This window comes from Hallella absiana, assembly GCF_025457485.1.
GTDB lineage: Bacteria > Bacteroidota > Bacteroidia > Bacteroidales > Bacteroidaceae > Prevotella > Prevotella absiana.
Map to the genome: position 1 here is coordinate 100305 of NZ_JAMXSP010000007.1, position 22165 is coordinate 122469.

The window sequence follows — 22165 nt, forward strand, 5'->3', positions numbered from 1 at the left end:
ACAAAAATATTGATACGGCGGTTGATTTGGTATAAAAATCGTGTTAAATTTGCTCCATAACAATAACTTTTTGTGTCTCTGAGCCAACAGCAACCCGATTATCAACTCTTCTGCCGACAACCCAAAGTAAAGTATCATGATTGTCAACAACCACTAATTGATGCTTCCTTTCAATCATAGACAGTTTCAAATCGTTCATGAAATCGCTGACCAACTTGGACCCTTTCATGCCAAACGGTACAAAGCGATCCCCTTGCTTGACGGGACGTATTGTGAGTGGGAAATGAACTTTAGCAGTGTCAATAAAAGCAAATTGTGGACGCTTGTCAATAACAAGAACATCTGCGGCAACTTCCTTTAATCTAAGCTTCATGATGTCTTTACCCATAGCTGAGTAACAATAGGTGCCACATTCAGGAATGCGCATAGAGGGAAGTTCCATGAGCCATTTATCTTTGTCTATAATAGAAAGGCGGTCTTTCTCCACACAAACCACATATTTATCAGACAGCCAATGTCTGTTCGTTTCAATACAAGCGTTGATTTCCTCTATTTGTTGACGGTTAAAGCCTTTATTATATAATATGTGCCACAGAATCAGTTTGCTATGTCCACTGTTCTTAATAGCAGAGAACTTATAGCTATCTCCCACAAGACAAGAGTGTATAAGCAAATCGATCTGTTGATCAGTGAATTCTTCTACTTCTGTTAGAATGCCTGCTGTACGGGCAATATTAGCTTTGAATTCAGGATTGATTCTCTCCATCAGAGGTATAATGTCCAATCTTAGCTGGTTGCGTTGCGCTTCCCTTTCAAGGTTTGTACTGTCGATGACGTAGTCTTGATGCTGGTGAAACAAGTAGCCAAGAATATCTTGATGACTAACTCCAAGAAATGGCCGGACGATCCGCCCATTTTTGGGTTTCATCCCTGTAAGTCCTTTTATTCCAGTCCCACGAATGAGATTAAGCAATATTGTTTCCACTTGATCATCACGATGGTGAGCCACGCAAATGGCATCAGCTTGAATGTCTTTGCGCAATTGCTCAAAATAGTTATAACGCAATTCTCGGGCGGCCATTTCTATTGATTGGTGATGCAGCTCGGCATAGGCCTTCGTGTCGAAGTGAATACGGTGAAGCGGAATTTGATAATTCTTACACAAGTCAACACAGAAGCTCTCGTCACTGTTACTTTCTTCTCCTCTCAGATGGAAGTTACAATGAACTGCATCTATATGATAACCCAAATTTTTGAGCGTCAGAAGCAAACCCACGCTATCAGGACCTCCAGAAAGCGCAATAAGATAAAAGCCGTCGTGAGACAACAACTCATAACGGCTTATATAATTCTCGATGAAATCGGTAAAACGATTATCTTTTCTCATGTCGATACGTGTCTATTCCACATACAAGACCAATCCCTTCAGATACTCACCCTCGGGATGATAGATGTTAATAGGATGGTCAGCTGGTTGATGAAGTTGGTGCAAGATGCGTACTTTGCGGCCCGACTGCACTGCCGCTGTGAAGACGGCATTACGGAAATTTTCTTTCGTTACAGCCTGGGAACAGCTGAAGGTGAAAAGGATGCCGCCATGTTTGATGCGTTGTAGTCCTTTTACATTCAATCGTGTATATCCCTTAAGCGCATTATGCAGCGCACTCCGATGCTTGGCGAAAGCAGGAGGATCAAGGATGATTAGATCGTATTGATCATCATGCTCGTCAAGGTATTTAAAAGCATCGTCGCAGTAAGCCTCATGACGAGTATCGCCAGGGAAATTGAGCTCTATATTCTCGTTTGTCAACTCAATGGCTTTAGCACTACTATCTACAGAGTGAACCATCTTTGCACCGCCACGCATTGCATATACAGAGAATCCACCTGTGTAGCAGAACATGTTCAGAACGCTCTTGCCCTTAGCGTAATGCTCCAACAGCGCGCGGTTTTCTCGTTGATCCACAAAGAATCCAGTCTTTTGACCACGCAGCCAATCGACATGGAACTTCAGTCCGTTTTCAACAGCAATGTTGTCATCGGTCTGTCCATAGATAAATCCGTTCTCTTGTCCGAGATCAGCTTTGAATGGCAATGTTGTCTCGCTTTTATAATAAACGTTCTTCACACGATGCTGCATCACCTTCACCAATGCTTTGCAGATCTCTTTGCGACAAACATGCATTCCCACACTATGAGCCTGCATCACGGCTGTCTCACCATAGCAGTCTATTACAAGTCCTGGAAGATTATCACCCTCACCATGAACCAAACGATAAGTATTGTTGTGGGGATTATCTGCGATGCCTATGCTTTGACGCATCGTCAATGCAGAGGCCAACCTCTTTTCCCAGAATTCATCGTCAATCGTTATGTCGTGAAACGACAGCACACGGACAGCGATGCTACCGATCTGATAGTGCCCGACAGCGATGAAATCGCCGGAAGCAGAGATCACTCTTACGAAATCACCTTCCGCAATATCATCGTCCATGTGGTGGATGGCACCGGAAAAGATCCACGGATGGAAACGTTCCAAAGAACTTTCCTTGCCTTTCTTTAAATATATGTTCTTATACATGTCTATCACTATTAATTGGTTTTTATTGCTTTGCCAACTTTCTTCTTTGAGGAATACTTCCTCTTTTTGGAAGTTGAACTTTTAGCTGTCTGATTTGTGTCGTCCATCGCATCTTTATTTGGGTCAACTTCTTTTAAATCAGCATTTTTACATTGATTAGCTGGATCTTTACTTTCGCTATTCACAACCGGCTCAGGCTCCGGAACCACAATGAGATCATAGTCCTTGGTTTTGATTAGCCTCTCCATTTCCTCATAAAGCAAGATGCAAGTCCAAGCATCAATAGCCGCATACTGCTTTTGCTTATCATCGAGCTGCGGTGATTCCCAATTAGAGAGTCTTTGTCGTTTGGAGATCTTCTCATGGAAAATATTGGCATAGAGCTTTTGAAGGCTTAAGTCCTTAATGCCCAGTTGCGGAACTAAGTCTTGCAAATCAATGAAGAGCCCCGGAGTAAAAGTTTCTCTGTCTTGAAGCATATGGATGTCATCATGCCACGAAAGTCCGATTTTCTTAACTGTTTTATCCTCCAGCAAGCGCTTAATCGACGGTGTGATGCCAATGCGGTTGAGGCGAAACAAGAAACAGGTATCATGTGTGGAAACTTGAAGCAAAGCTACTTGATGATGCTCCCCGCGGTGAAAAGCAGGTTTAGTCTCGGTATCGACTCCAAGTATATTCATCGAGAGAAGATAATCCACGGCCTTGTCGGCCTCACCCGGAGAGATGATGGTGATAATGCGTCCGGGGAAGGTCACTTGCGGTAACTCTGAAATCTCTGTCTTGTCGAATTTGCTGTATAACTTTTTCTTCATTGTGAACGTAGCAATGCTTATAATGTACAAAATTATAAAAAAGAAGCGAGACGGCATTCATTAACTCCATATTTTTTTCAAAGAACGTTCAAAAATAAAAACTTGGAGCAGTTTTGTTTTGCGGTTCCAGCAAAAAACACTAATTTTGCATTTATCATCATATAGAGAAATAAAATGGCAAGAAAAAGATCTGAGCGCAAGCCAAAGACATTTGGTGAAGCGGTTGGCTTTCGACATATATTTGAGAGTGAGACGACTGATTTCTTTTTAGGGTTCATCCTTTTGGCATTATCCATATACATGATCATTGCCATGGTTTCGTTCTTTTCAACGGGACCAGCCGATCAGAGCACTTTGGAGAATATGAGACCGGGAGAATGGCTGAACAATACGCATGTATTCACCAATACATGCGGTTCTGCCGGTGCTCTTCTGTCTTATTATCTCATCTCGGTAAACTTTGGCCTACCTGCTTTTTTGATTCCTGCCTTTATCATTTTGGTAGGCTTAAAGTTGATGCACGTCATTGAGGTGAACCTCTGGAAGTGGTTTCTGTGTCTGACCATTGTGATGGTTTGGTTGTCTGTTACCTTCTCAAAATTCCTTACGCCTATCATGGGTGACAGCATCTTCAACCCCGGTGGACAACACGGCGCTTTTGTTGTGGAACACTTAGAGAATGTTGTCGGTGCACCAGGCCTGACAGCGATTCTTTTGATAGTTGCTGTCAGTTTCTTAACCTACCTCACTTCGGAGACGATTACGGTGATCAGAAAAGCGATGAATCCGCTGAAATATGTGACTAAGAAAGTGAAATTCACAGTCACGAACCGAAATGTGGACGGAAATGAGGAAGAAGACACAAGCAATGACGGGTATCAAGTAGACGATACTGTGAGTGCTGCCACTAATAAAGAGACTGATAATATAGATGATGTAACTCCAAACAACTCTGGGAATGTTGTTGACCTAACAGACATGTCTCAGTTTACCCCCAAGCCGGCACAAGCCCCGATAGCGGTTGAACCCCATGTCACCAATGCAGAGCAAGTGAGTCAAGAAAAGATCGACAGCGTGGTTGTCAAGAATGGTGAGGAAGAGAAGGCAAGTAGTGGTCAGGTTGGTGAGCATTACGACCTTAGCACACCAATCAATCCATGGGAACCTTTCGTCCACTATAAGTTCCCCTCTTGCGACTTGCTGAAGAAATACTCCAGTCGACCTGTCATTGATATGGAGGAGATCAAGGCCAACAATGCCCGCATCGTGGAGGTGCTCAATAGTTTTGGAGTTCAAATCAGCAAGATCAACGCTACTGTTGGCCCTACTGTCACGCTCTATGAGATTACGCCGGCCGAAGGCGTAAGAATCAGCAAGATCCGTGGCCTTGAGGCCGACATTGCATTGAGCTTGGCAGCTCTTGGTATTCGAATCATTGCACCTATCCCTGGCAAAGGAACGATCGGTATCGAGGTACCGAACAAGAATCCTCAGATCGTCTCGATGGAAAGTGTATTGAATACCAAGAAGTTCCAGACGACAAAAATGGCACTGCCAATGGCACTTGGCAAGACGATTACCAATGAAGTTTTCATGGTTGATTTGGCTAAGTTGCCCCACTTGCTCGTAGCTGGTGCCACCGGACAGGGTAAGTCTGTTGGTCTCAACGCCATCATCACCTCTCTCTTATATAAGAAGCATCCCAACGAGCTGAAATTCGTCTTGGTGGATCCAAAGAAAGTAGAGTTCAGTATCTATAATAAGATTGCGCCACATTATATGGCAGCTTTGCCTGAGAATGAGGATGAACCCATCATCACAGACGTTCAAAGAGTTGTCCGTACACTCAACTCTCTTTGCAAGCTCATGGACCATCGTTATGATTTGCTGAAGCGGGCCGGTGTGAAAAAGATCACAGAATACAACGAAAAGTTCATCAATCACCAGCTTTCACTCACCGACGGACATGAGTACATGCCCTATATCGTGGTCATCATCGACGAGTTTGGTGATTTGATTATGACGGCAGGAAAAGAGATCGAGCTACCTATTGCCCGTATTGCGCAGTTGGCTCGTGCAGTTGGCATACACATGATCATCGCTACGCAGCGTCCGACGACAAAGATTATCACAGGTAATATCAAAGCCAACTTCCCTGGCCGTATGGCCTTCCGCGTAGCTTCTCAGATCGACTCCCGTACGATTCTCGACCGCACCGGCGCCGACCAACTTGTAGGAAAAGGTGATATGCTCTTCCTTTCAGGCGGTGATCCTGTGCGTGTGCAGTGTGCGTTCATTGATACTCCCGAGATCGAAGCAGTAAATGACTTCATTGCTGATCAGCCCGGACCGCTTGATCCTATGGAGTTGCCAGAGCCCGACGATCCTAATGCATCTTCCGGCGAACCAGGAGTTAGCGGTGCTGATGTTCGCTCCTTGGATCCTTATTTCGATGAGGCCGCAAAAGCTATAGTCCTCACACAACAGGGGTCTACGAGCATGATCCAGCGCCGGTTCTCTATCGGATACAACCGTGCCGGACGACTGATGGATCAGTTGCAAAAGGCCGGTATCGTGGGTGAGGCGCAAGGCTCTAAACCACGTGAAGTGCTCATAGCCGACGAGAACAGCCTCGCGCAGCGGTTACAGCAGATTCACAACGGATAACAGTTGGGCATTAGACAATAGTGCTCTTTGGGTACTGGTGTTTTCTGTCATCTGATAAAAGACATAAGTCATTGATATTGAATTTAAAAATATATACGGCATGAAGAAATTATTATTCATTACGTTAATGGTGGTGTTGAGCCTCGGTGCTTTCGCGCAGAATGCTGCGCAGGCTCGTAAAGTACTCGACCGTACTGCCGCCTTAGTAGGACGCAAAGGTGGGGCCTCAGCCAACTTCTCCATCTCTAGTCCTAAGATTGGCAAAACCTCCGGTTCCATCGCTATCAAAGGTAGCATGTTCTATGCTCATACTCCGAAAGCTATTGTATGGTATAATGGCAAGACCCAGTGGACTTTGATGAAAAAGACCAACGAAGTGAACGTCACCACGCCGACAGAGGCTCAGCGTATGCGCATGAATCCCTATGCTTTTATCACCATGTACAAGCATGGCTATAAGATGGGAATGACGAAGAAAGGAGCCAATTACGTGATACATCTCACAGCTACCAATCGTCAGCGCTCAGTTAGTGAAATGTATTTGACGGTCAACGCACGCACCTACCAGCCTTCTGTAGTGAAGATGCGTGAGGGAAACACATGGTCAACAATCACCATTTCCAACTTCAAGGCAAAGAATCTGCCAACGAGCATGTTCACTTTCCATGCCAAGGATTTCCCCAAGGCAGAGGTCATTGACCTTAGATAGGAAAAGTATTGGTCGAAACGACAGTAGCTTGCAGACCATACATTATTAATATCATTAGAGTGATGATTCCACCCCGTCAATTTCTATTTTATTATCGCTTGCTCAGTCATCATCGTTGGTTGGCTGAGCGGCGTTCCCCCTTATTCTCTTCCAATCGTACTGCCAAATGGATGATGGGTGTGTCAGGACTGCTGTTGGCTGCTTATCTCGTCTTTATAGCAGTGCTCATGGCGCTCTCTGTAAGAGACGAACGTGGACATACGGCTTTAGAATTTTTTATGGGCATATCGGTCTTTGTACTGATAGCAGACTTTCTTGGCCGTTTCTTCTTGCAGAACACCCCTTCTCATTTAGTGAAGCCTTACGTGTTGTTACCCATCCCCACACACGTGCTTATCGGTAGCTTTGTTCTCCGTTCGTTATTCTCACCAGCTTGTATTATTTGGCTTTTTCTTTTCTTGCCCTACTGTCTGATGGCTGTAGTCTTTCCCTATGGTCTTGCTCCAGCCTTGTCCTTTCTCTTGCTATGGTGGCTTCTCATCATGGTCGACAGTCAATGGTATGCGATTGTCAGGACGTTGGTCATCGGGAACATGCTATGGTGGATCCTCCCTATTGGAGTCGGTTTGTTACTCTTCCTTCCTTGGCTGTTGAGTGGCAACTTCGATCACATGCTGGAATTCTACGCTTCCATCGGCAGTCTGCTCGATGGAGGAAGTCTCCTACCCCACCTTGCTGCTTTGGCATTGTTGATGCTGCTGATTGCCATCAATAGCAAGATTCAGTATCATGCTGTTTGGACAGAGCTGACAAAGCAACAGCAGCAGTCTTTCCATACGCTTTCAGGACTGTCTGCACTCAGCAAATACGGCTTGGTTGGAGAATACCTCAAGTTGGAAATCAGATCACTTCTTCGCAATAAGGGACCAAGGAAGTTGCTTCTTTCAGCGACAGGCATTGTTGTATTTATCAGTTTATTGATTACCGTTTCAACCGTTTATGACGATGCGCTCATGACCAACTTTTGGTGCATCTACGATTTCATTGTTTACGGTGGTATGCTTCTTACTCGTACCATGTCCTATGAGCGCAACTATATTTCTTGCTTGATGGTGCATAAAGAGAGTATGCTTAGTCTGCTGACCGCCAAGTACTATTTTGCTTGTCTGTTGATGGTGGTACCGTTTGTGTTGATGTTACCGATGATCATCATCGGCAAATGGTCCTTGCTGATGGTCGTGTCTTATGCTGTGTTTACTGCCGGGGTGCAGTATTTTCTCTTGATGCAGATAGCTGTCTATAACAAGCAGCGACTCCCGCTTAACGAAAAATTCATCGGCAACAGCAATACCAATTACGTGATCATGCTCCTGATGATCTTAGCTTTCGTCATCCCTATGTTTCTCATTAACATCCTCCAGAGCGTATTCTCAGAGCTTATTTCATGGTGCGTAATGATGATCATAGGATGCGGCTTCATAGCTTCTCATCATCTATGGATCAAAAACATTTATAACCGAATCATGAAGAGCAAATACAGTCTCACGGAAGTAGCAGACGCGTAATACTCTTAAACTAAAAGAAGTAAATATGGGAACACAATACAGATTACCCGCTGAGTGGGAGCCGCAAGATGTCATTCAACTCACTTGGCCCAATGCTGCAACCGACTGGCAGCCTTATCTCAAGGACATCGTCTCGACTTATATAGAACTTGTCAAAGCAATCACCAAATACGAGCGTGTTATCATTGCATCAGCAGATGCAGCAGAAACTCGGTCTGTGCTCCAAAGTCATCTGAGCCAACAGGCATTAGGCCGTGTGAGTGTCTATCAGTGCAAGATCAATGACACGTGGGCACGAGATCATGGACCTATCACGCTTGTAGCTTCTGATGCAACTGCAAGAAACAGAATTCTGGACTTCAAGTTCAATGGTTGGGGAGAGAAATTCCGTTGGGAGGACGACAATACGATCACCCGGCAGCTCTATGACCAGGGTGTCTTTGACAGTGACTGGGATGACAATACCGACTTTGTGTTGGAGGGTGGCTCTATAGAGAGTGACGGCATGGGCACAATCCTCACCAGCAGCCAATGTCTGTTGGCTCCTCACCGCAATCAACCACTCACCAAAGAAGATATTGAGATGCAATTGAAAAAGCGATTGTGCGCTAAACGCATCCTTTGGGTGGATCATGGCAATCTGAAGGGTGATGACACCGACGGACATATCGACACGATTGTGCGTATGGCTCCTGACCACACCTTATTATATATAGCATGTGATGATCCACAAGACGAGCAATACGCAGATTTGAAGGAACTCGAAAGTCAATTGGAAACTTTAAGAGACACTGACGGAAAGTCATATCGGCTGATATCGCTGCCATCTCCGCGCCCAATTTATGACGACGGAGACCGACTCCCGGCTACTTACGCCAACTTCGTGATCATCAACGGGGCTGTCATCGTTCCCACTTATCAGCAGCCTGATCGTGACGCAGCAGCCCTGTCTGCTATTGGTCAAGCATTCCCCGGTTATGATGTCATTGGCATTGATGCTTGCACTGTTATTCGCCAGCATGGATCATTACACTGTCTGACGATGCAGTTGCCCAAGGGAAGTTTGAAATAAGAAACAGGCTCACATGCTGAGGCTTTAGAAGAGTTGAAAATCATAGAACTAATTCATACGAAGATGAAAATAGGAATCATACAACAGCACAATACTGCTGACAAGAGCGACAACATGAAGCGACTCGCAGAGAAAGTCAGCGACTTAGCTCAAAAGGGTGCCAAGCTCATAGTGCTCCAGGAACTTCACAATACGCTTTACTTCTGCCAAGAGGAAAAAGTCGATAACTTCGATTTGGCGGAGCCCATTCCCGGACCATCGACAGCGTTTTTCGGTCAATTGGCAAAGGACAATGGCGTGGTGATCGTCATCTCACTTTTTGAGCGTCGCGCACCAGGACTCTACCACAATACAGCTGTGGTGATGGAGGCCGACGGCACTATCGCCGGCACCTATCGCAAGATGCACATCCCCGACGACCCCGCTTACTACGAGAAATTCTATTTTACTCCCGGTGACCTTGGCTTCCGCCCTATTCAGACCTCTGTTGGTCTCTTGGGTGTCTTGGTTTGTTGGGACCAGTGGTATCCCGAGGCAGCACGGCTGATGGCCATGCAGGGTGCCGACTTGCTCATCTATCCCACCGCCATTGGATATGAATCCTCTGACTCTAAGGAGGAGCAAGAGCGCCAGCGGGAGGCATGGACTATCGTGCAGCGGGGACATGCCGTTGCCAACGGACTGCCCGTCGTAGCCGTCAATCGTGTGGGTTATGAACCTGATCCATCAGGACTTACCCATGGCATACAGTTTTGGGGATCGAGTTTCGTTGCCGGTCCACAGGGTGAGTTGCTCTATCGTGCCTCCAACCAGGAAGAAGAGACTCAGATCGTTGACGTGGATTTGCACCACAGTGAGCAAGTGCGCCGTTGGTGGCCATTCTTCCGAGACCGTCGCATCGACGCTTATGGCGACATCACCAAGCGATTCGGCATCTAATCGACATGTAATCATAGCCGTTTCACAACATTTTACATGGCATTAGTAGCTATATCGGTTAATTTTAGTAACTTTGCAGTCTGAGATAAAAGAAATATTTATTTGCACAAAATCCAATAAAGATAACTATGAGCAAACAAACAGAGAAAATTAAGGAGCTCGTCGAGAAGCGCGAGCAAGCTTGCTTAGGCGGTGGCCAGAAGGCAATCGACAAGCAGCATGCACGTGGCAAATACACAGCCCGTGAGCGCATCGACATGTTGGTAGACAAAGGCAGCTTTGAGGAGTATGATATGTTCAAACTCCATCGTTGCCACAACTTCGGCATGGAAAAGAAGCAGTTCCTCGGCGATGGCGTCGTCGCGGGTTCTGCCACGATTGATGGCCGTTTGGTTTATGTCTATGCTCAGGACTTCACCGTCAACGGTGGCTCTTTGTCCGAGACCATGGCTCAGAAGATTTGCAAGGTGATGGATATGGCCATGACCAATGGCGCTCCTGTCATCTGCATGAACGACTCTGGCGGCGCACGTATTCAGGAGGGTATTTCCGCCTTGGCCGGATATGGTGAGATCTTCGAACGCAACATATTGGCTTCCGGTGTTATCCCGCAGATCAGTGCGATCATGGGTCCTTGCGCCGGTGGTGCCGTTTATTCTCCTGCTTTGACCGACTTCATCGTGATGACCGAGGGAACGAGCTACATGTTCCTCACAGGCCCGAAAGTGGTGAAGACAGTCACCGGTGAGGATATTGACGCTGAGCATTTAGGTGGTGCGAGCGTACATGCCGGAAAGAGTGGTGTGACCAGTTTCACAGCCAAGACAGAGGAAGATGCAATGCAGCAGATTCGTACCTTGCTGAGCTATATCCCCTCCAACAACACCGAGGAGGCTCCGCGTGTGGAGTGCACCGATCCTATCGACCGCAAAGAGGATCTGCTCAACGACATTCTTCCAGATGATCCTAACAAGGCTTACGACATGTATAAGGTCATCAAGGCCATCACCGACAATGGTGACTTCTTTGAGGTGCAGCCTAAGTTTGCAAAGAACATTATCACCGGTTTTGCCCGCTTCAATGGTCAGAGCGTGGGTATCGTTGCCAATCAGCCAGCAGCCTACGCCGGTGTGCTCGATGTTAACGCCAGCCGCAAGGGTGCACGCTTCGTGCGCTTCTGCGATGCCTTCAACATTCCTATTGTCAGTTTGGTGGATGTTCCGGGATTCCTTCCGGGAACAGGTCAGGAATACAATGCTGTCATCCTCCACGGTGCTCAGCTGCTCTTCGCTTATGGTGAGGCCACAGTGCCAAAGATCACCATCAACCTGCGCAAGAGCTATGGTGGCTCACACATCGTGATGGGTTGCAAGCAGCTTCGTGCAGACCTCAACTTCGCATGGCCTACTGCCGAGATCGCTGTGATGGGTGCCAGTGGTGCCGTCGCTGTGCTCTGTGGCAAAGAAGCTAAGAAGATCAAGGAAGAGGGCGGTGACGTCAAGGCTTTCCTGGCTGAGAAAGAGGACGAGTATACAGAGGCTTTCGCCAATCCTTATCAGGCAGCTCAGTTCGGCTATATCGACGATGTCATCGAGCCTCGCAACACCCGCTTCCGCATCTGCCGCGGCTTGGCACAGCTGGCTCACAAGCGTCAGAATCTTCCCGCCAAGAAGCATGGCTGCATGCCGATGTAATCAAACTTTTCAATATAGCGAAGATGGATAAGAATATATATGCTGCCATTGCCATGGCACTCTATGAGTATCAGGGCAACAACGTTCATGACAAGGAGTCGGGCGTGATTACCATTCGTCCCAAGCATACGCTTTGGAATGCTAAGTTCTTGTCGTTCACAGCTAAACCATAATTCAAAGACATGAAAGAATTTAAATATACCATAGACGGTAAGGTCTATAACGTAGAGATCGACAACGTCGACGAGGAGAAGAGCGTGGCCCAAGTCAAGGTCAACGGCGAATCATTCGAAGTCGGCATGGAGAAACCTGCTGAGCCCGAAAAGAAGAAGGTGGAGTTGGGTAAGCCCGTAGCTGCCGATGCTGCCGACGAACCCTCTGCAGCTCCTGCTGGCAACACAGCCAACGCAATCAAAGCTCCACTGCCGGGTACGATCACAGCCATCAACGTCAAGGTTGGTGACGAGGTCAAAGCTGGTGATGCCCTGCTGGTGCTCGAAGCCATGAAGATGGCCAATAACATTGAGGCAGAAAAAGACGGCACGGTGAAGGCTATCTGTGTGAAGGTGGGTCAGAGCGTCATGGAGGACGATCCACTCGTTGTCGTCGAGTAATTGATATATCGTTGAGAAGGCGGTTATCGTTCAATCAGTAACTACCAATCATCGTATTAGTCATCAAAGAGAGCCGCTGAATAGTGGCTCTCTTTTTATCTTCCGTCTATTTCACTAACTTATGAAATCTAACCAAAATCTTTCAGAAAGGAGCGTTTAAGGCCCCTTATAGTGCTTAAAACATGCTCTAATACCCTTAATTGATGTAAAACCATCGTTTTTTATAGTATTTTTTCGTAACTTTGCACGGTATATATTATAGATTATTGCGTAATGGTTAAAAAGAAGGTTTTATTCATTAATCAAGAAATGGTTCCCTACGTTCCCACCTCTGAGATGGCTACGATGGGGCGCAACTTGCCACAGAAGATCCAGGAGAATGGATTCGAGATCCGTACTTTCATGCCAAAGTGGGGAAATATCAATGAGCGGCGGGGACAACTGCATGAGGTCATCCGGCTGTCAGGACTCAACTTGATTATTGATGACACTGACCATCCGCTGATCATCAAGGTTGCCAGCATTCCTGTTTCGCGACTGCAAGTTTACTTCATCGACAATGAGGACTATTTCCAGCGTCGCCGCACCATGACCGAGGACGAAAGTGGTGAGGAGTTTACCGACAACGGTGAGCGTGCGATCTTCTTCGCCCGTGGTGTCTTGGAGACGGTCAAGAAGCTGCGCTGGACTCCGGATATCATCCAGTGTCAAGGTTGGATGGCTGGTGTTGTGCCTTTGTATATCAAGACAGCATACCACGACGATCCCTCCTTCGCCAATGCCAAGGTGGTGACTTCGCTTTTCAATATGAACTTTAAGAAGCCTTTCGGCACCAATTTTAAGCAGTGTGTGGAATTCCGCAACGCCACACCCGACCTGCTTGAGCCCTATGCCGACCACTTCGACTACGCCGAATTGGGAAAACTTGCCATAGACTACAGTGATGGTGTCGTGGAGGCTGGACAAGAGGCCAGCAAAGTCTTGCTGCAGTATGCCAAGGATAAGCAAAAGCCCATCCTCAACTATCCGGGCGACGACTATGTGCAAGCTTACAAGACTTTTTACAACAATATCTTAGGAATATAATTTTCTCATGAAAATACAGCATTTAGTTGCGCTTTTCGCTGCTACTGTTGCTTTCACAGCCTGCGACGACACGACGGATACCATTGGCTCCTCGCTCTCCAATCTCACGGATGCTGTGGAGGTCGGTACCGCGTCGTTCGACATTCCCAGCAACTCCATAATGGCCGATTCGGTCTTGTCGAACTCCCTGACGGGGTATATCGGCAAGGTGAGAGACCCTGAGACCGGTGCGTATATCACCGGTGACTTCATGGCTCAGTTCACTTGCCTTGAAAACTATAAGTTCCCCGACAAGAACAATCTCTATGGCCGCAATGCCCAGGGCAAACTTGAGTCAGGAGTTGTCAATGCCGACTCCTGTGAGCTTCGTCTGTTCTACAGAGACTTCTACGGCGACTCTACCCGCACCATGAAGCTGAAGGCTATGGAGATGCGTCAGACGATGAACGAGGACCGCAACTACTACAGCAGCTTTGATCCATTGGAGCAGGGACTGGTGAGAAAAGACGGAGCTCAGGCTACGAAGGTATATAGTCTCATCGACTATAACTTGCCAAAGCATGTCAGAGACAGCAGCAACTATACGCCGTATATCACCATCAAGTTCAATCAGCCCTATACCGACAAGAACGGAAAAAAATACAGCAACTACGGTACCTACGTGCTGGAGACATACTACGAGCATCCTGAGTACTTCAAGAATGCCTATACCTTCCGCAATCATGTGGTACCCGGATTCTTCTTTAAGAATGTAGGTGGTTTGGGCAACATGGCCTATATCAGCGACTCACAGCTCAATGTCTACTACCACGAGATGGATCATTACAACGTCACAGACTCTGTCAACGGCGAGGCTGTCACGGTGAGGAAAGATACCATCTTCCAGAACGTAACCTCTTTCTGGGGCACGGAAGAGGTGTTGCAAACCACAACGATCACAAACGACAAATCGACGCTCGAAAAGTTAGTGGCTGATCAGAGCTGTACTTATCTGAAGACTCCTGCCGGCATCTTCACTGAGATGACACTGCCCGTCGACGACATCACCAAGGGTCACGAAAACGACATCATCACCTCTGCGCAGCTTGTAGTGCCAAGACTGAACAACACCTCCACCAGTGAATATGCTTTCGATGCTCCGAAGAAGGTGCTGCTCATTCCGAAGGATTCTATCCATAGCTTCTTTGAGAACAACGAGATCGACAACAACAAGTCTTCGTATGTGGCTTCTTGGACAAATAGTGGTGACAACAGCTACATTTTCTCCAACATAGCTTCTTTGGTCACAGCGATGAAAAACGTGGACAAGGCGAAACGCAGCAGCAACTGGAACAAGATTGTTCTGGTACCCGTTGAAGTGAGCACCACAAGCACTTACTCCAGCTACACGGGTCAGACCTCCACTGTCACGACAAAAGTTGCCAACGATATGTCGTTAACCAGTACACGACTGGCAAAGGGTACAAGTCAAAACAGTCCTATCAAGTTAAGCGTAATCTATTCAAGATTCAAATAAATTATCAATCTTTGAAAATCAAATTAGCTATGAGTATCAAGAAATGCCTGCTGACAGTTTGTGCCTTGTTTGCCGTACTCGGCATCTCGGCTGCCCCCAACGCAAGAACCATATATATATATGGTTTTGCGGCATCATTTAATGACTCAACAGTCTACTTTACAGAGTTACAAAAAGTGGATTCAGCATATATTGACTCTAAGACAAAATTCCTCTATGGACGGGAGAACTACTCCTATCAGCTTCAGGACTTCCTTGATCAGAAGGGATGGAAGCATGCCGTCTGCATCACTTCTTATGGCTTGACAAAGAAAGAAGCTGAGAAAAAATTTCTGTATCTGAGAAAGAAATACATTGACAAGGGGAAATTTGACATCAAATATCTAAAACAGAGCGACTTCTCATATCAGGTTATCAAGCCAGAGGAAAACTAAAGCCTGCCATGGATTACACGTCCCCCACTTCTCACCCAAGAAATACATTTTGCTTTGAAATTGCCGACTTTGAATGTGTCATTAACTTCTATAATAATCAAAAAGAAGATTGTCTACGCTTATTACCTCCACTGGCTCCCTTTCTTATAGAACACAGACGTGAACCCAAGCCATTGTTTACCCTACAAGTGGATGACTACATCAAACCATGTTCCAAAGAACATCGAAAGCATATCTGCACTTCGCAAGCATCGAATGGGGATATTAGCGTAGACCAATTAAACACAGGGGGATATCAATTTTACATCAGAAATATCCAACATCAAGAATGTTGCCTGCTAATAACTAACAAGAACTTTTCGCAATGTCGATGTGCACTGAGCGGCAACACTACTATGCGCCGTCATGGACTTACCAATGCGCTAATGCTCATTTTTGCTTTTGCAAGCTGCTACCAAGACACATTATTGATCCATGCTTCTTTGGTCAGAAACGACGGATGGGGATATCCCTTTATTGCGAAAAGTGGGACTGGAAAATCGACACAGGCCGGAATGTGGCTACGCTATATTCCTGGCAGTGATTTAATAAATGACGACAATCCCATCATCAGAATCATTGATAAAGAGATTATTGTCTACGGCTCGCCATGGAGTGGAAAAACTCCTTGCTATCGTCGGGTAAAAGCAAAACTAAAAGCAATCACGCATATTAGCAGAGCCAAGAAAAACAGAATAGAGAGACTGGAACCCTTGAACGCTTTCGCTACCATCCTGACTTCCTGTTCTAACATGAGATGGGATAGTGTTATCTCTAATCACATTTATGACACCATTGGGAAAATAATAGAACAGATACCGGTCTATACGTTGCATTGCCGACCAGACAAGGAATCCGCAGAGATTTGCTATCAAGAAGTCCATCAAGACCACAATCATGGAAGAGATAAAATGCCCTAATACTGACTTATTTCCCGAAATCATAAGACTGATGGCCAAAGGCCACACCGTCACCTTACGTTTGCGTGGCATGTCCATGAGACCATTCTTAGAAGACAACAGAGACAAAGTGCTCATGAAGAAAGCCACCGATCCTCATGTAGGAGATCCGGTGCTTGCGGAGATAACACCCGGACATTATGTTCTCCATAGGATCATTGACATTAAAAACAATGATGTCACGCTGCGTGGTGATGGAAATATCAGCACGGAACATTGCCATCTAAATGATGTAAAAGGTGCTATCATCGGATTCTATCGGAAAGAAAAAACAAAAATGGACAAGACTGATGGATGGAAGTGGAAAATATATTCCTCCATTTGGACACGCCTTTTTCCTCTAAGAAGATACTTGCTCGCCTTTTACAAAAGAGTTTGGATTCCTATATTCGGAACCTTATAATTTTCGGATATTAAGTAATACCCATTCATTATCACAGTCATTAAAAAGACGAAAAGAAATATGAAAGCTAAGAAAGGATTCAATATCAGAAAGATATGTGGTCAAAACCTCATTATCGCAGAAGGTAAGGAGAATATCGACTTCGATTCCATCATTAGTATGAACGAAAGTTCTGCTTTGCTCTGGAACGAGATTCAAGGAAAAGACTTTAATGATGAGACCCTTGCGAAGATACTGATGGAAAGCTATCAGATCGACGATGCCACGCCTCTTCCACATTCTCAAGCCCTTGAAGATGCAAAAAACATCATAAAGGAATGGGAAGATGCCGGCATCATAGAGCGATAACGCAGTATTTCACACACTTTGTCCCCTCTGCACTTCTACAAGAGTCTTCTGGCCTTTGATCTTTTGACCTTTCACCATCTTGAGCATCTTGGGAGCCAAAAGACGGGCAACAGCCACATAAGCATAGTTGTCGTAGACATCGATACGACCGATGTCTTGAGCTTTCAGACCGCCACATTTGCAGAGAAAACCGACGATGTCGCCCTTGGAAATCTTGTCTTTCTTGCCCTTGCCAATATAGACCGTGACCATCGGAGCCAGCGTCGGAGCCTCATCAGCATGGTCAGAGAGGCTGTAGTCCTCGACATCCGCATCGACATATTCCGGCAGAGTCTCTTCAGGACCTAAGAGGAAGAAAGTTCTTCCGGTCTTATCCCATCGTGCCGTACGTCCGATTCTGTGGATATAATCCTGCTCACTCTCGGGCAGATGATAGTGGATGATGTTGTTGATATCAGGTATGTCAATACCTCTGCTACCCAAATTGGTGCTCACGAGCGTGTTGACGGAGTGGTTGGCAAAGAGATAGAGATGTTCCTCGCGCTCTTTCTGCTCCAAGGCACCATGATAGGAGATAGCAGAGAAACCTTGTTCCAAAAGATAGTCAGTCACCCTCTCCACAGCATCGCGGTAGTTCAGGAACACCACGCTGCTCTCCTGCCCTATCTGGCCAAGCAACTGAGCTAAAGCAGACAACTTGTCCTTTTCTTCACTGCGAACCGTCAACACTTTGATGCGTTCAGTTGTAGCATCGTCCTCAAGTCTGAAGTCCAGTGTCGTGATCTTGTGGCCGGAGCGATAGCTGTTCATCGTTGCCTCCATCTTCTCAGGCTGGGTGGCGGACAACAAAATGCGACGCGCCTTCAAGGGAATGCTATGAAGGAGCGTCTCGATCTCCTGCTGAAATCCCATATCCAGGCACTTGTCAAACTCATCGATGACCAGGAATGCCAACTGCTTAACATCTATGTTGCCCTTGGCAATATGATCGTTGATGCGTCCGGGGGTGCCGAAGATGATCTGCGGACACTGTTGGCGCAGTATGCGATGCTCGTCCATGGTGGGGCGACCTCCGTAGACAGCCATCGATCGGAGGCCCGAGCCGATGTTCTTCAACACAGTGTCGGACTGTAGAGCCAGCTCACGACCCGGCACGACAACAAGTGCCTGAAGCGTCGTACTTGCCGCGTCGGTCTGAGCGGCGACGGGCAGAAGATAAGCCAAAGTCTTACCCGTACCGGTAGGACTCAGAACCACCACATCGTCGTTGCCATTCTGCACTGCTTCCATCGTGTCCACTTGCATCTCGTTGGGCGTGATGCCGGCTTTTACTATTAACTGGTATATATCCATCATTTCAACAATTTATCGATTTCATCAAATTCTTTTCCTCTGTTGAGATTGAGGTAAATGGTGTAAAGCGGCAGTGCCCATCGGTCTTTGCGCTCGGGCTGTAGCTGCCGGTATTTTTCCAAGTAAGGCAGCGCCTGCTTATAGAAGCTGATGATCTGCCCATGTTTCTTTGCGGAGAGAACCGGATTCTTGTCCAAAGCCACTCCTTGATTAAACAGTGCCAATCCTGCATTGAGCCAAGCCTCAGCCACTGAGTCATTCTCATGGATGAGCGTGTCACAGAGGGCGAAACACTCCTGATACTTACCCGTATTCAGCAAGATGATGCTCTTCGTGATGCGGAAGAGCAGGTTGCGGCTGTCGGTGTCGAGCGCCTGATTGGTCATTGTCAGGGCTTGCTGCCAGTCATTCCGGGCTGAGTAATAATCAATCAGATGAGAGAAGAAGAAGTCGTCGAGATGATTACGACAGAAACCTTCCTTGAGCGTCTTGACATATCTGACGGTGTCGCCCTCGCCCAGATAGGTTTGGGCGAGCAACTGCAACATCTGATTATAGTGAGTGGTATCCTTCAGCGCCAGATAAGTGTGGTGAAGGGTTTGCTTGCGGTTCCCCATCTTGTACGACGCATAGACTGCCCAGTAAGCGGCTTCAGGGAGATGCTGATCTTTCTCACGATAATGATATGCCGAAAAAAGGGGCTGGTTGGCCGTCTCGATGTATTGGTTGAGCAGGAGATAAGCCACGTCGTATTTCTGTTTTCTGATAAAGAAGCGGCCACCATTGAGGAGATTGGGCCGGATCATGTTCAACAGCTGACCATGGGATTTGCGCCACTCTCTGGCATCGGACTCCTTGGGATGTGGAAGGTTGAAGAGCGAATCGTAAGCCTCCCTGTCCCGAAACATTCTGCTGGTGATATTGAAGATCGCCGCCGTGTCGTATTTCTGTTTGAGATAGAGTTTCTCATTACCATTTTCGTACTGCCGTCGCTGAGCGTCAAAGAGCACGTTCCAAATCTTTGTGTTCGTGCGATTGGCAGAGTCGGCAAGCAGCGTTCTCATCATCTGCTCGGCCTTATCCAAGTTGGTATTCTTTTTCACGTAATCCTTGGCTGTTGCAATCTCTTTCTTTTGTGCAACGCTTGCCATGGAGATGAAAAGAAATATCAATAGAATTATCTTTGCTTTCATATCCTTGATCATCTTCTTCTACCTCTTCTATGGGAAGTCTTTTTAGGGGTTGGCGCACTCACGCTGTCTTTCATCTTCTGTATGGCGGCATCGACATGCTCAGCCGCTTCTTTCCATTTCACCTGGGTCTGCTGAGGATCCAAGAGTGCAACTCGTCGGAAAGCGTTGCCGGCATTTTCCAGGCAGACATAACATTCCTTGTCTTTGAGCGCCTCCTCGGAGACTGCCGGTGGATTATCGACATTGTTTTCCATATCTTTACTCCACTTTTCCTGAGCTTTCTCTCCCCAGCAGATACCGATATTGTAGACGACCTGCACCTGTGTGCTGTCGATCGTATCTGCCTTCTCCAAAGCCTTGATGGCTCTGTCCCAACTGCGTTTCCGCATATAGATCTCTCCCCACAACGACCAAATGTTGGCATTGAGGCTGTCTTTGGCCAGCTCGTCTTTCGCGAAATTCTCCAGTTCGCCTTCATGCCCGGGCCGGGAGAGGAAGTCGGTCAAGAGATGGAAATAAACCGCATTGTCAGGCGCATTGTCGTGCAAGGCCAACAAAGCCAATTCGTAGCGTGAGGAGTCAAGCGGCGTGCGCATGAGTTCACGCATACAGTTAACCTTTATCTCTGCCGCGTCTTCAGCGACATTGGAGTCGTTCAACGCAATATCGGCATAGCGGTCAGCCTCACGGAAATGTTTCTCACCATAGGCCAGCAACGAGGCATAATAGGAGACGGCACCGAGATAGACGTCTTGTTGCTTAGCGGAAAGATGGAACAACGGCGAAGAATGAGTTTGTAGATAGAGATGGAAAAAACGAAGCGCCGTAGGATTGTCGTGACGCGCATAATACATCATTCCCCCATCGATGAGATGAGGCCTCAGCGTTCTCAACTGCCGGGACAGTTGCTTGCGATACCGGGGATTGGATTTTCCTTTTTTGTTAGGGAGCGCATCTATGGAGTCACAAGCCAATGCCTTAGAAAGTGTCTTGTAGAGCAGCTGATAATAAGTGACAGAATCGCGTGTCTGCTCCATCTGTGGTATCAGATGGGTAATCTGAGTATATAACTGATCGGCCGAAACTTGATTGTCCTGAGATGTGGAGCAATAAGCCACGGCAATGCTTGCCAGTTGTAAGAATAAAAATGCAACGAGTCTCATTGTACCTGATCTTTTTACATCTTCTATCTTGCGAAGATAATATAAAAAAATGAGACTCGAAAGGAAATGTACAAAGATTTATAAGTTGTTAAGGTATTCACAGCCTTTGAGACTGGCGTAACTGACTAAGCAACAGATACAACTTGTAAAGTCGTAGCACCACCACAGAAGGATGAGAAGACAGAAGATTTGCTCTCAAACGGTGATGAACAAAGGAGAGTATGGGAAAAGCCAAACGCGAAAAGACATCTCCAATGCTGCCACCAGCTAAAGACAACAGCGAAGAATAGCCTTCCAGGTCTTCACGAAGCGCAACTAATACTCCAACGGAATCCTCTATCTTCTTGATATATGATGCGTTGTCCTCAAAACAATCAAAGAGCACGGGGTTATCTATGTGCACGATGGACAGTCCCTCTTTCTCAAGGTTCTTGCCAAGCAAGACGTCTTCATAGCCATAGTGCCGGATGCGCTCGTCAAGCGGATGACGCAACAAAACGTCGCGGGAAACCAGGGTGTTGGACAACTTAAAACTCTGGTATGGCGCGTTCTGTCTGAACTTTGCAGACTGGCAATGCTCGGACGCAATCTCATAAAGGTAACGCAGATTGGATGCGGAACCTTCCCCTACCCGATACCCACCACAGCATGCGCAGGGCTGAGGATGATCCGACATGAAAGAAACATATTGACGGACATAGTCCTTCGCCATTACCTTCAAGTCGGCGTCGATCATCAACAGCCATTGTCCACGGGCTTCCCTCACCAATGCATTGCGAATGGCAGCCCGCCCACGATTGACTCCGGTAAGCCAATAGCGGCAATGGGGCCATGTGTCGATCTGGCGGTTGGCATCTATCTTCTGTTGATTTGTGGAGCCGTCATCTCCTACGATCAACTCCCAGTCCAGGCCATGTATGTCACGGCACTGCGTGGCCACGGCATGCGCCAAGGCCACACAGTCGTCGTTGAAAGTAGGAATGAGAATAGAGATCATGGCAAATGCTTCTTGGGA

At 46.8% G+C, this 22165-nt stretch carries 21 protein-coding genes; 14 read left to right on the forward strand and 7 right to left on the reverse strand.

The features are described 5' to 3' along the window. Positions 1–43: 43 nt before the first annotated feature. The 3 genes from tilS to NG346_RS05305 are packed head-to-tail and all read right to left on the reverse strand — an operon-like array spanning position 44 to position 3396. Positions 44–1387 carry a tRNA lysidine(34) synthetase TilS gene (gene tilS / locus NG346_RS05295; RefSeq protein WP_262288424.1) on the reverse strand — a complete coding sequence of 448 codons (1344 nt, stop codon included), beginning with the start codon at positions 1385–1387 and terminating at the stop codon, positions 44–46. Positions 1388–1399: 12 nt separating this feature from the next. Further along, on the reverse strand, positions 1400–2581 hold the full coding sequence (locus NG346_RS05300; protein ID WP_262279585.1) for a class I SAM-dependent rRNA methyltransferase: 1182 nt from the start codon (positions 2579–2581) through the stop codon (positions 1400–1402). A gap of 11 nt (positions 2582–2592) precedes the next feature. Next, positions 2593–3396: a 3'-5' exonuclease gene (locus tag NG346_RS05305; protein ID WP_262288425.1), complete on the reverse strand. Its 804-nt coding sequence runs from the start codon at positions 3394–3396 to the stop codon at positions 2593–2595. Between the two features lie 174 nt (positions 3397–3570). Here NG346_RS05305 and NG346_RS05310 point away from each other — a divergent pair, with 174 nt between their 5' ends. From NG346_RS05310 to NG346_RS05375, 14 genes are all read left to right on the forward strand, one after another. Next, the gene (locus NG346_RS05310) at positions 3571–6063 is read left to right on the forward strand and encodes an FtsK/SpoIIIE family DNA translocase (protein ID WP_262288426.1); all 2493 of its coding nucleotides are present in this window, start codon (positions 3571–3573) and stop codon (positions 6061–6063) included. Positions 6064–6163: 100 nt separating this feature from the next. Continuing rightward, the gene (locus tag NG346_RS05315) at positions 6164–6772 is read left to right on the forward strand and encodes a LolA-like putative outer membrane lipoprotein chaperone (protein WP_262288427.1); all 609 of its coding nucleotides are present in this window, start codon (positions 6164–6166) and stop codon (positions 6770–6772) included. Between the two features lie 62 nt (positions 6773–6834). Further along, positions 6835–8337 carry a DUF5687 family protein gene (locus tag NG346_RS05320; RefSeq protein ID WP_262288428.1) on the forward strand — a complete coding sequence of 501 codons (1503 nt, stop codon included), beginning with the start codon at positions 6835–6837 and terminating at the stop codon, positions 8335–8337. 25 nt (positions 8338–8362) lie between these two features. Beyond that, positions 8363–9409: an agmatine deiminase family protein gene (locus NG346_RS05325; RefSeq protein ID WP_262279580.1), complete on the forward strand. Its 1047-nt coding sequence runs from the start codon at positions 8363–8365 to the stop codon at positions 9407–9409. A gap of 63 nt (positions 9410–9472) precedes the next feature. Continuing rightward, the gene (locus NG346_RS05330) at positions 9473–10348 is read left to right on the forward strand and encodes a carbon-nitrogen hydrolase (protein ID WP_262279579.1); all 876 of its coding nucleotides are present in this window, start codon (positions 9473–9475) and stop codon (positions 10346–10348) included. Between the two features lie 128 nt (positions 10349–10476). Then, positions 10477–12042, forward strand: coding sequence for an acyl-CoA carboxylase subunit beta (locus NG346_RS05335; protein WP_154535081.1), 1566 nt, complete (start codon positions 10477–10479; stop codon positions 12040–12042). A gap of 23 nt (positions 12043–12065) precedes the next feature. Continuing rightward, complete coding sequence (locus NG346_RS05340) at positions 12066–12215, forward strand: hypothetical protein (RefSeq protein ID WP_206081775.1); 150 nt, start codon at positions 12066–12068, stop codon at positions 12213–12215. A 9-nt stretch (positions 12216–12224) separates the two neighbouring features. Next, on the forward strand, positions 12225–12656 hold the full coding sequence (locus NG346_RS05345; RefSeq protein ID WP_262279578.1) for a biotin/lipoyl-containing protein: 432 nt from the start codon (positions 12225–12227) through the stop codon (positions 12654–12656). 273 nt (positions 12657–12929) lie between these two features. Continuing rightward, positions 12930–13742 (forward strand): glycogen/starch synthase, encoded by an 813-nt coding sequence (locus tag NG346_RS05350; RefSeq protein WP_262279577.1) that lies wholly within the window; start codon positions 12930–12932, stop codon positions 13740–13742. Positions 13743–13749: 7 nt separating this feature from the next. After that, the gene (locus NG346_RS05355) at positions 13750–15258 is read left to right on the forward strand and encodes a DUF4270 domain-containing protein (protein WP_262279576.1); all 1509 of its coding nucleotides are present in this window, start codon (positions 13750–13752) and stop codon (positions 15256–15258) included. A gap of 29 nt (positions 15259–15287) precedes the next feature. After that, entirely contained in the window at positions 15288–15692 is a 405-nt protein-coding gene (locus tag NG346_RS05360) for a hypothetical protein (RefSeq protein WP_262279575.1), read from the forward strand. Between the two features lie 8 nt (positions 15693–15700). Next, positions 15701–16651, forward strand: a complete 951-nt coding sequence (locus NG346_RS05365; RefSeq protein ID WP_262279574.1) for a hypothetical protein — start codon at positions 15701–15703, stop codon at positions 16649–16651. Beyond that, entirely contained in the window at positions 16629–17093 is a 465-nt protein-coding gene (locus tag NG346_RS05370; RefSeq protein ID WP_262279573.1) for a S24/S26 family peptidase, read from the forward strand. Before NG346_RS05365 ends, NG346_RS05370 begins: the two co-directional genes overlap by 23 nt. A 60-nt stretch (positions 17094–17153) precedes the next feature. Beyond that, entirely contained in the window at positions 17154–17441 is a 288-nt protein-coding gene (locus NG346_RS05375) for a PqqD family protein (RefSeq protein WP_262279572.1), read from the forward strand. Between the two features lie 9 nt (positions 17442–17450). On the opposite strand, the gene NG346_RS05380 is transcribed toward NG346_RS05375, so the two are convergent. The 4 genes from NG346_RS05380 to NG346_RS05395 form a co-directional block, all read right to left on the reverse strand. Then, positions 17451–18794, reverse strand: a complete 1344-nt coding sequence (locus tag NG346_RS05380) for a DEAD/DEAH box helicase (protein ID WP_262279664.1) — start codon at positions 18792–18794, stop codon at positions 17451–17453. Continuing rightward, positions 18794–19987, reverse strand: coding sequence for a tetratricopeptide repeat protein (locus NG346_RS05385; protein WP_262279571.1), 1194 nt, complete (start codon positions 19985–19987; stop codon positions 18794–18796). The genes NG346_RS05380 and NG346_RS05385 overlap by 1 nt, the downstream gene beginning before the upstream one ends. A gap of 8 nt (positions 19988–19995) precedes the next feature. Beyond that, positions 19996–21150, reverse strand: coding sequence for a tetratricopeptide repeat protein (locus NG346_RS05390; RefSeq protein ID WP_262279570.1), 1155 nt, complete (start codon positions 21148–21150; stop codon positions 19996–19998). A gap of 97 nt (positions 21151–21247) precedes the next feature. Continuing rightward, positions 21248–22147, reverse strand: coding sequence for a glycosyltransferase family 2 protein (locus tag NG346_RS05395; protein WP_262279569.1), 900 nt, complete (start codon positions 22145–22147; stop codon positions 21248–21250). Positions 22148–22165 lie beyond the last annotated feature (18 nt).

Excerpts from the sequence above, each read along its gene's own strand:
- tilS (WP_262288424.1), bottom strand. The coding sequence starts at position 1,387 with ATGAGAAAAGATAATCGTTTTACCGATTTCATCGAGAATTATATAAGC.
- NG346_RS05300 (WP_262279585.1), bottom strand. The coding sequence starts at position 2,581 with ATGTATAAGAACATATATTTAAAGAAAGGCAAGGAAAGTTCTTTGGAA.
- NG346_RS05305 (WP_262288425.1), bottom strand. The coding sequence starts at position 3,396 with ATGAAGAAAAAGTTATACAGCAAATTCGACAAGACAGAGATTTCAGAG.
- NG346_RS05310 (WP_262288426.1), top strand. The coding sequence starts at position 3,571 with ATGGCAAGAAAAAGATCTGAGCGCAAGCCAAAGACATTTGGTGAAGCG.
- NG346_RS05315 (WP_262288427.1), top strand. The coding sequence starts at position 6,164 with ATGAAGAAATTATTATTCATTACGTTAATGGTGGTGTTGAGCCTCGGT.
- NG346_RS05320 (WP_262288428.1), top strand. The coding sequence starts at position 6,835 with ATGATTCCACCCCGTCAATTTCTATTTTATTATCGCTTGCTCAGTCAT.
- NG346_RS05325 (WP_262279580.1), top strand. The coding sequence starts at position 8,363 with ATGGGAACACAATACAGATTACCCGCTGAGTGGGAGCCGCAAGATGTC.
- NG346_RS05330 (WP_262279579.1), top strand. The coding sequence starts at position 9,473 with ATGAAAATAGGAATCATACAACAGCACAATACTGCTGACAAGAGCGAC.
- NG346_RS05335 (WP_154535081.1), top strand. The coding sequence starts at position 10,477 with ATGAGCAAACAAACAGAGAAAATTAAGGAGCTCGTCGAGAAGCGCGAG.
- NG346_RS05340 (WP_206081775.1), top strand. The coding sequence starts at position 12,066 with ATGGATAAGAATATATATGCTGCCATTGCCATGGCACTCTATGAGTAT.
- NG346_RS05345 (WP_262279578.1), top strand. The coding sequence starts at position 12,225 with ATGAAAGAATTTAAATATACCATAGACGGTAAGGTCTATAACGTAGAG.
- NG346_RS05350 (WP_262279577.1), top strand. The coding sequence starts at position 12,930 with ATGGTTAAAAAGAAGGTTTTATTCATTAATCAAGAAATGGTTCCCTAC.
- NG346_RS05355 (WP_262279576.1), top strand. The coding sequence starts at position 13,750 with ATGAAAATACAGCATTTAGTTGCGCTTTTCGCTGCTACTGTTGCTTTC.
- NG346_RS05360 (WP_262279575.1), top strand. The coding sequence starts at position 15,288 with ATGAGTATCAAGAAATGCCTGCTGACAGTTTGTGCCTTGTTTGCCGTA.
- NG346_RS05365 (WP_262279574.1), top strand. The coding sequence starts at position 15,701 with ATGGATTACACGTCCCCCACTTCTCACCCAAGAAATACATTTTGCTTT.
- NG346_RS05370 (WP_262279573.1), top strand. The coding sequence starts at position 16,629 with ATGGAAGAGATAAAATGCCCTAATACTGACTTATTTCCCGAAATCATA.
- NG346_RS05375 (WP_262279572.1), top strand. The coding sequence starts at position 17,154 with ATGAAAGCTAAGAAAGGATTCAATATCAGAAAGATATGTGGTCAAAAC.
- NG346_RS05380 (WP_262279664.1), bottom strand. The coding sequence starts at position 18,794 with ATGGATATATACCAGTTAATAGTAAAAGCCGGCATCACGCCCAACGAG.
- NG346_RS05385 (WP_262279571.1), bottom strand. The coding sequence starts at position 19,987 with ATGAAAGCAAAGATAATTCTATTGATATTTCTTTTCATCTCCATGGCA.
- NG346_RS05390 (WP_262279570.1), bottom strand. The coding sequence starts at position 21,150 with ATGAGACTCGTTGCATTTTTATTCTTACAACTGGCAAGCATTGCCGTG.
- NG346_RS05395 (WP_262279569.1), bottom strand. The coding sequence starts at position 22,147 with ATGATCTCTATTCTCATTCCTACTTTCAACGACGACTGTGTGGCCTTG.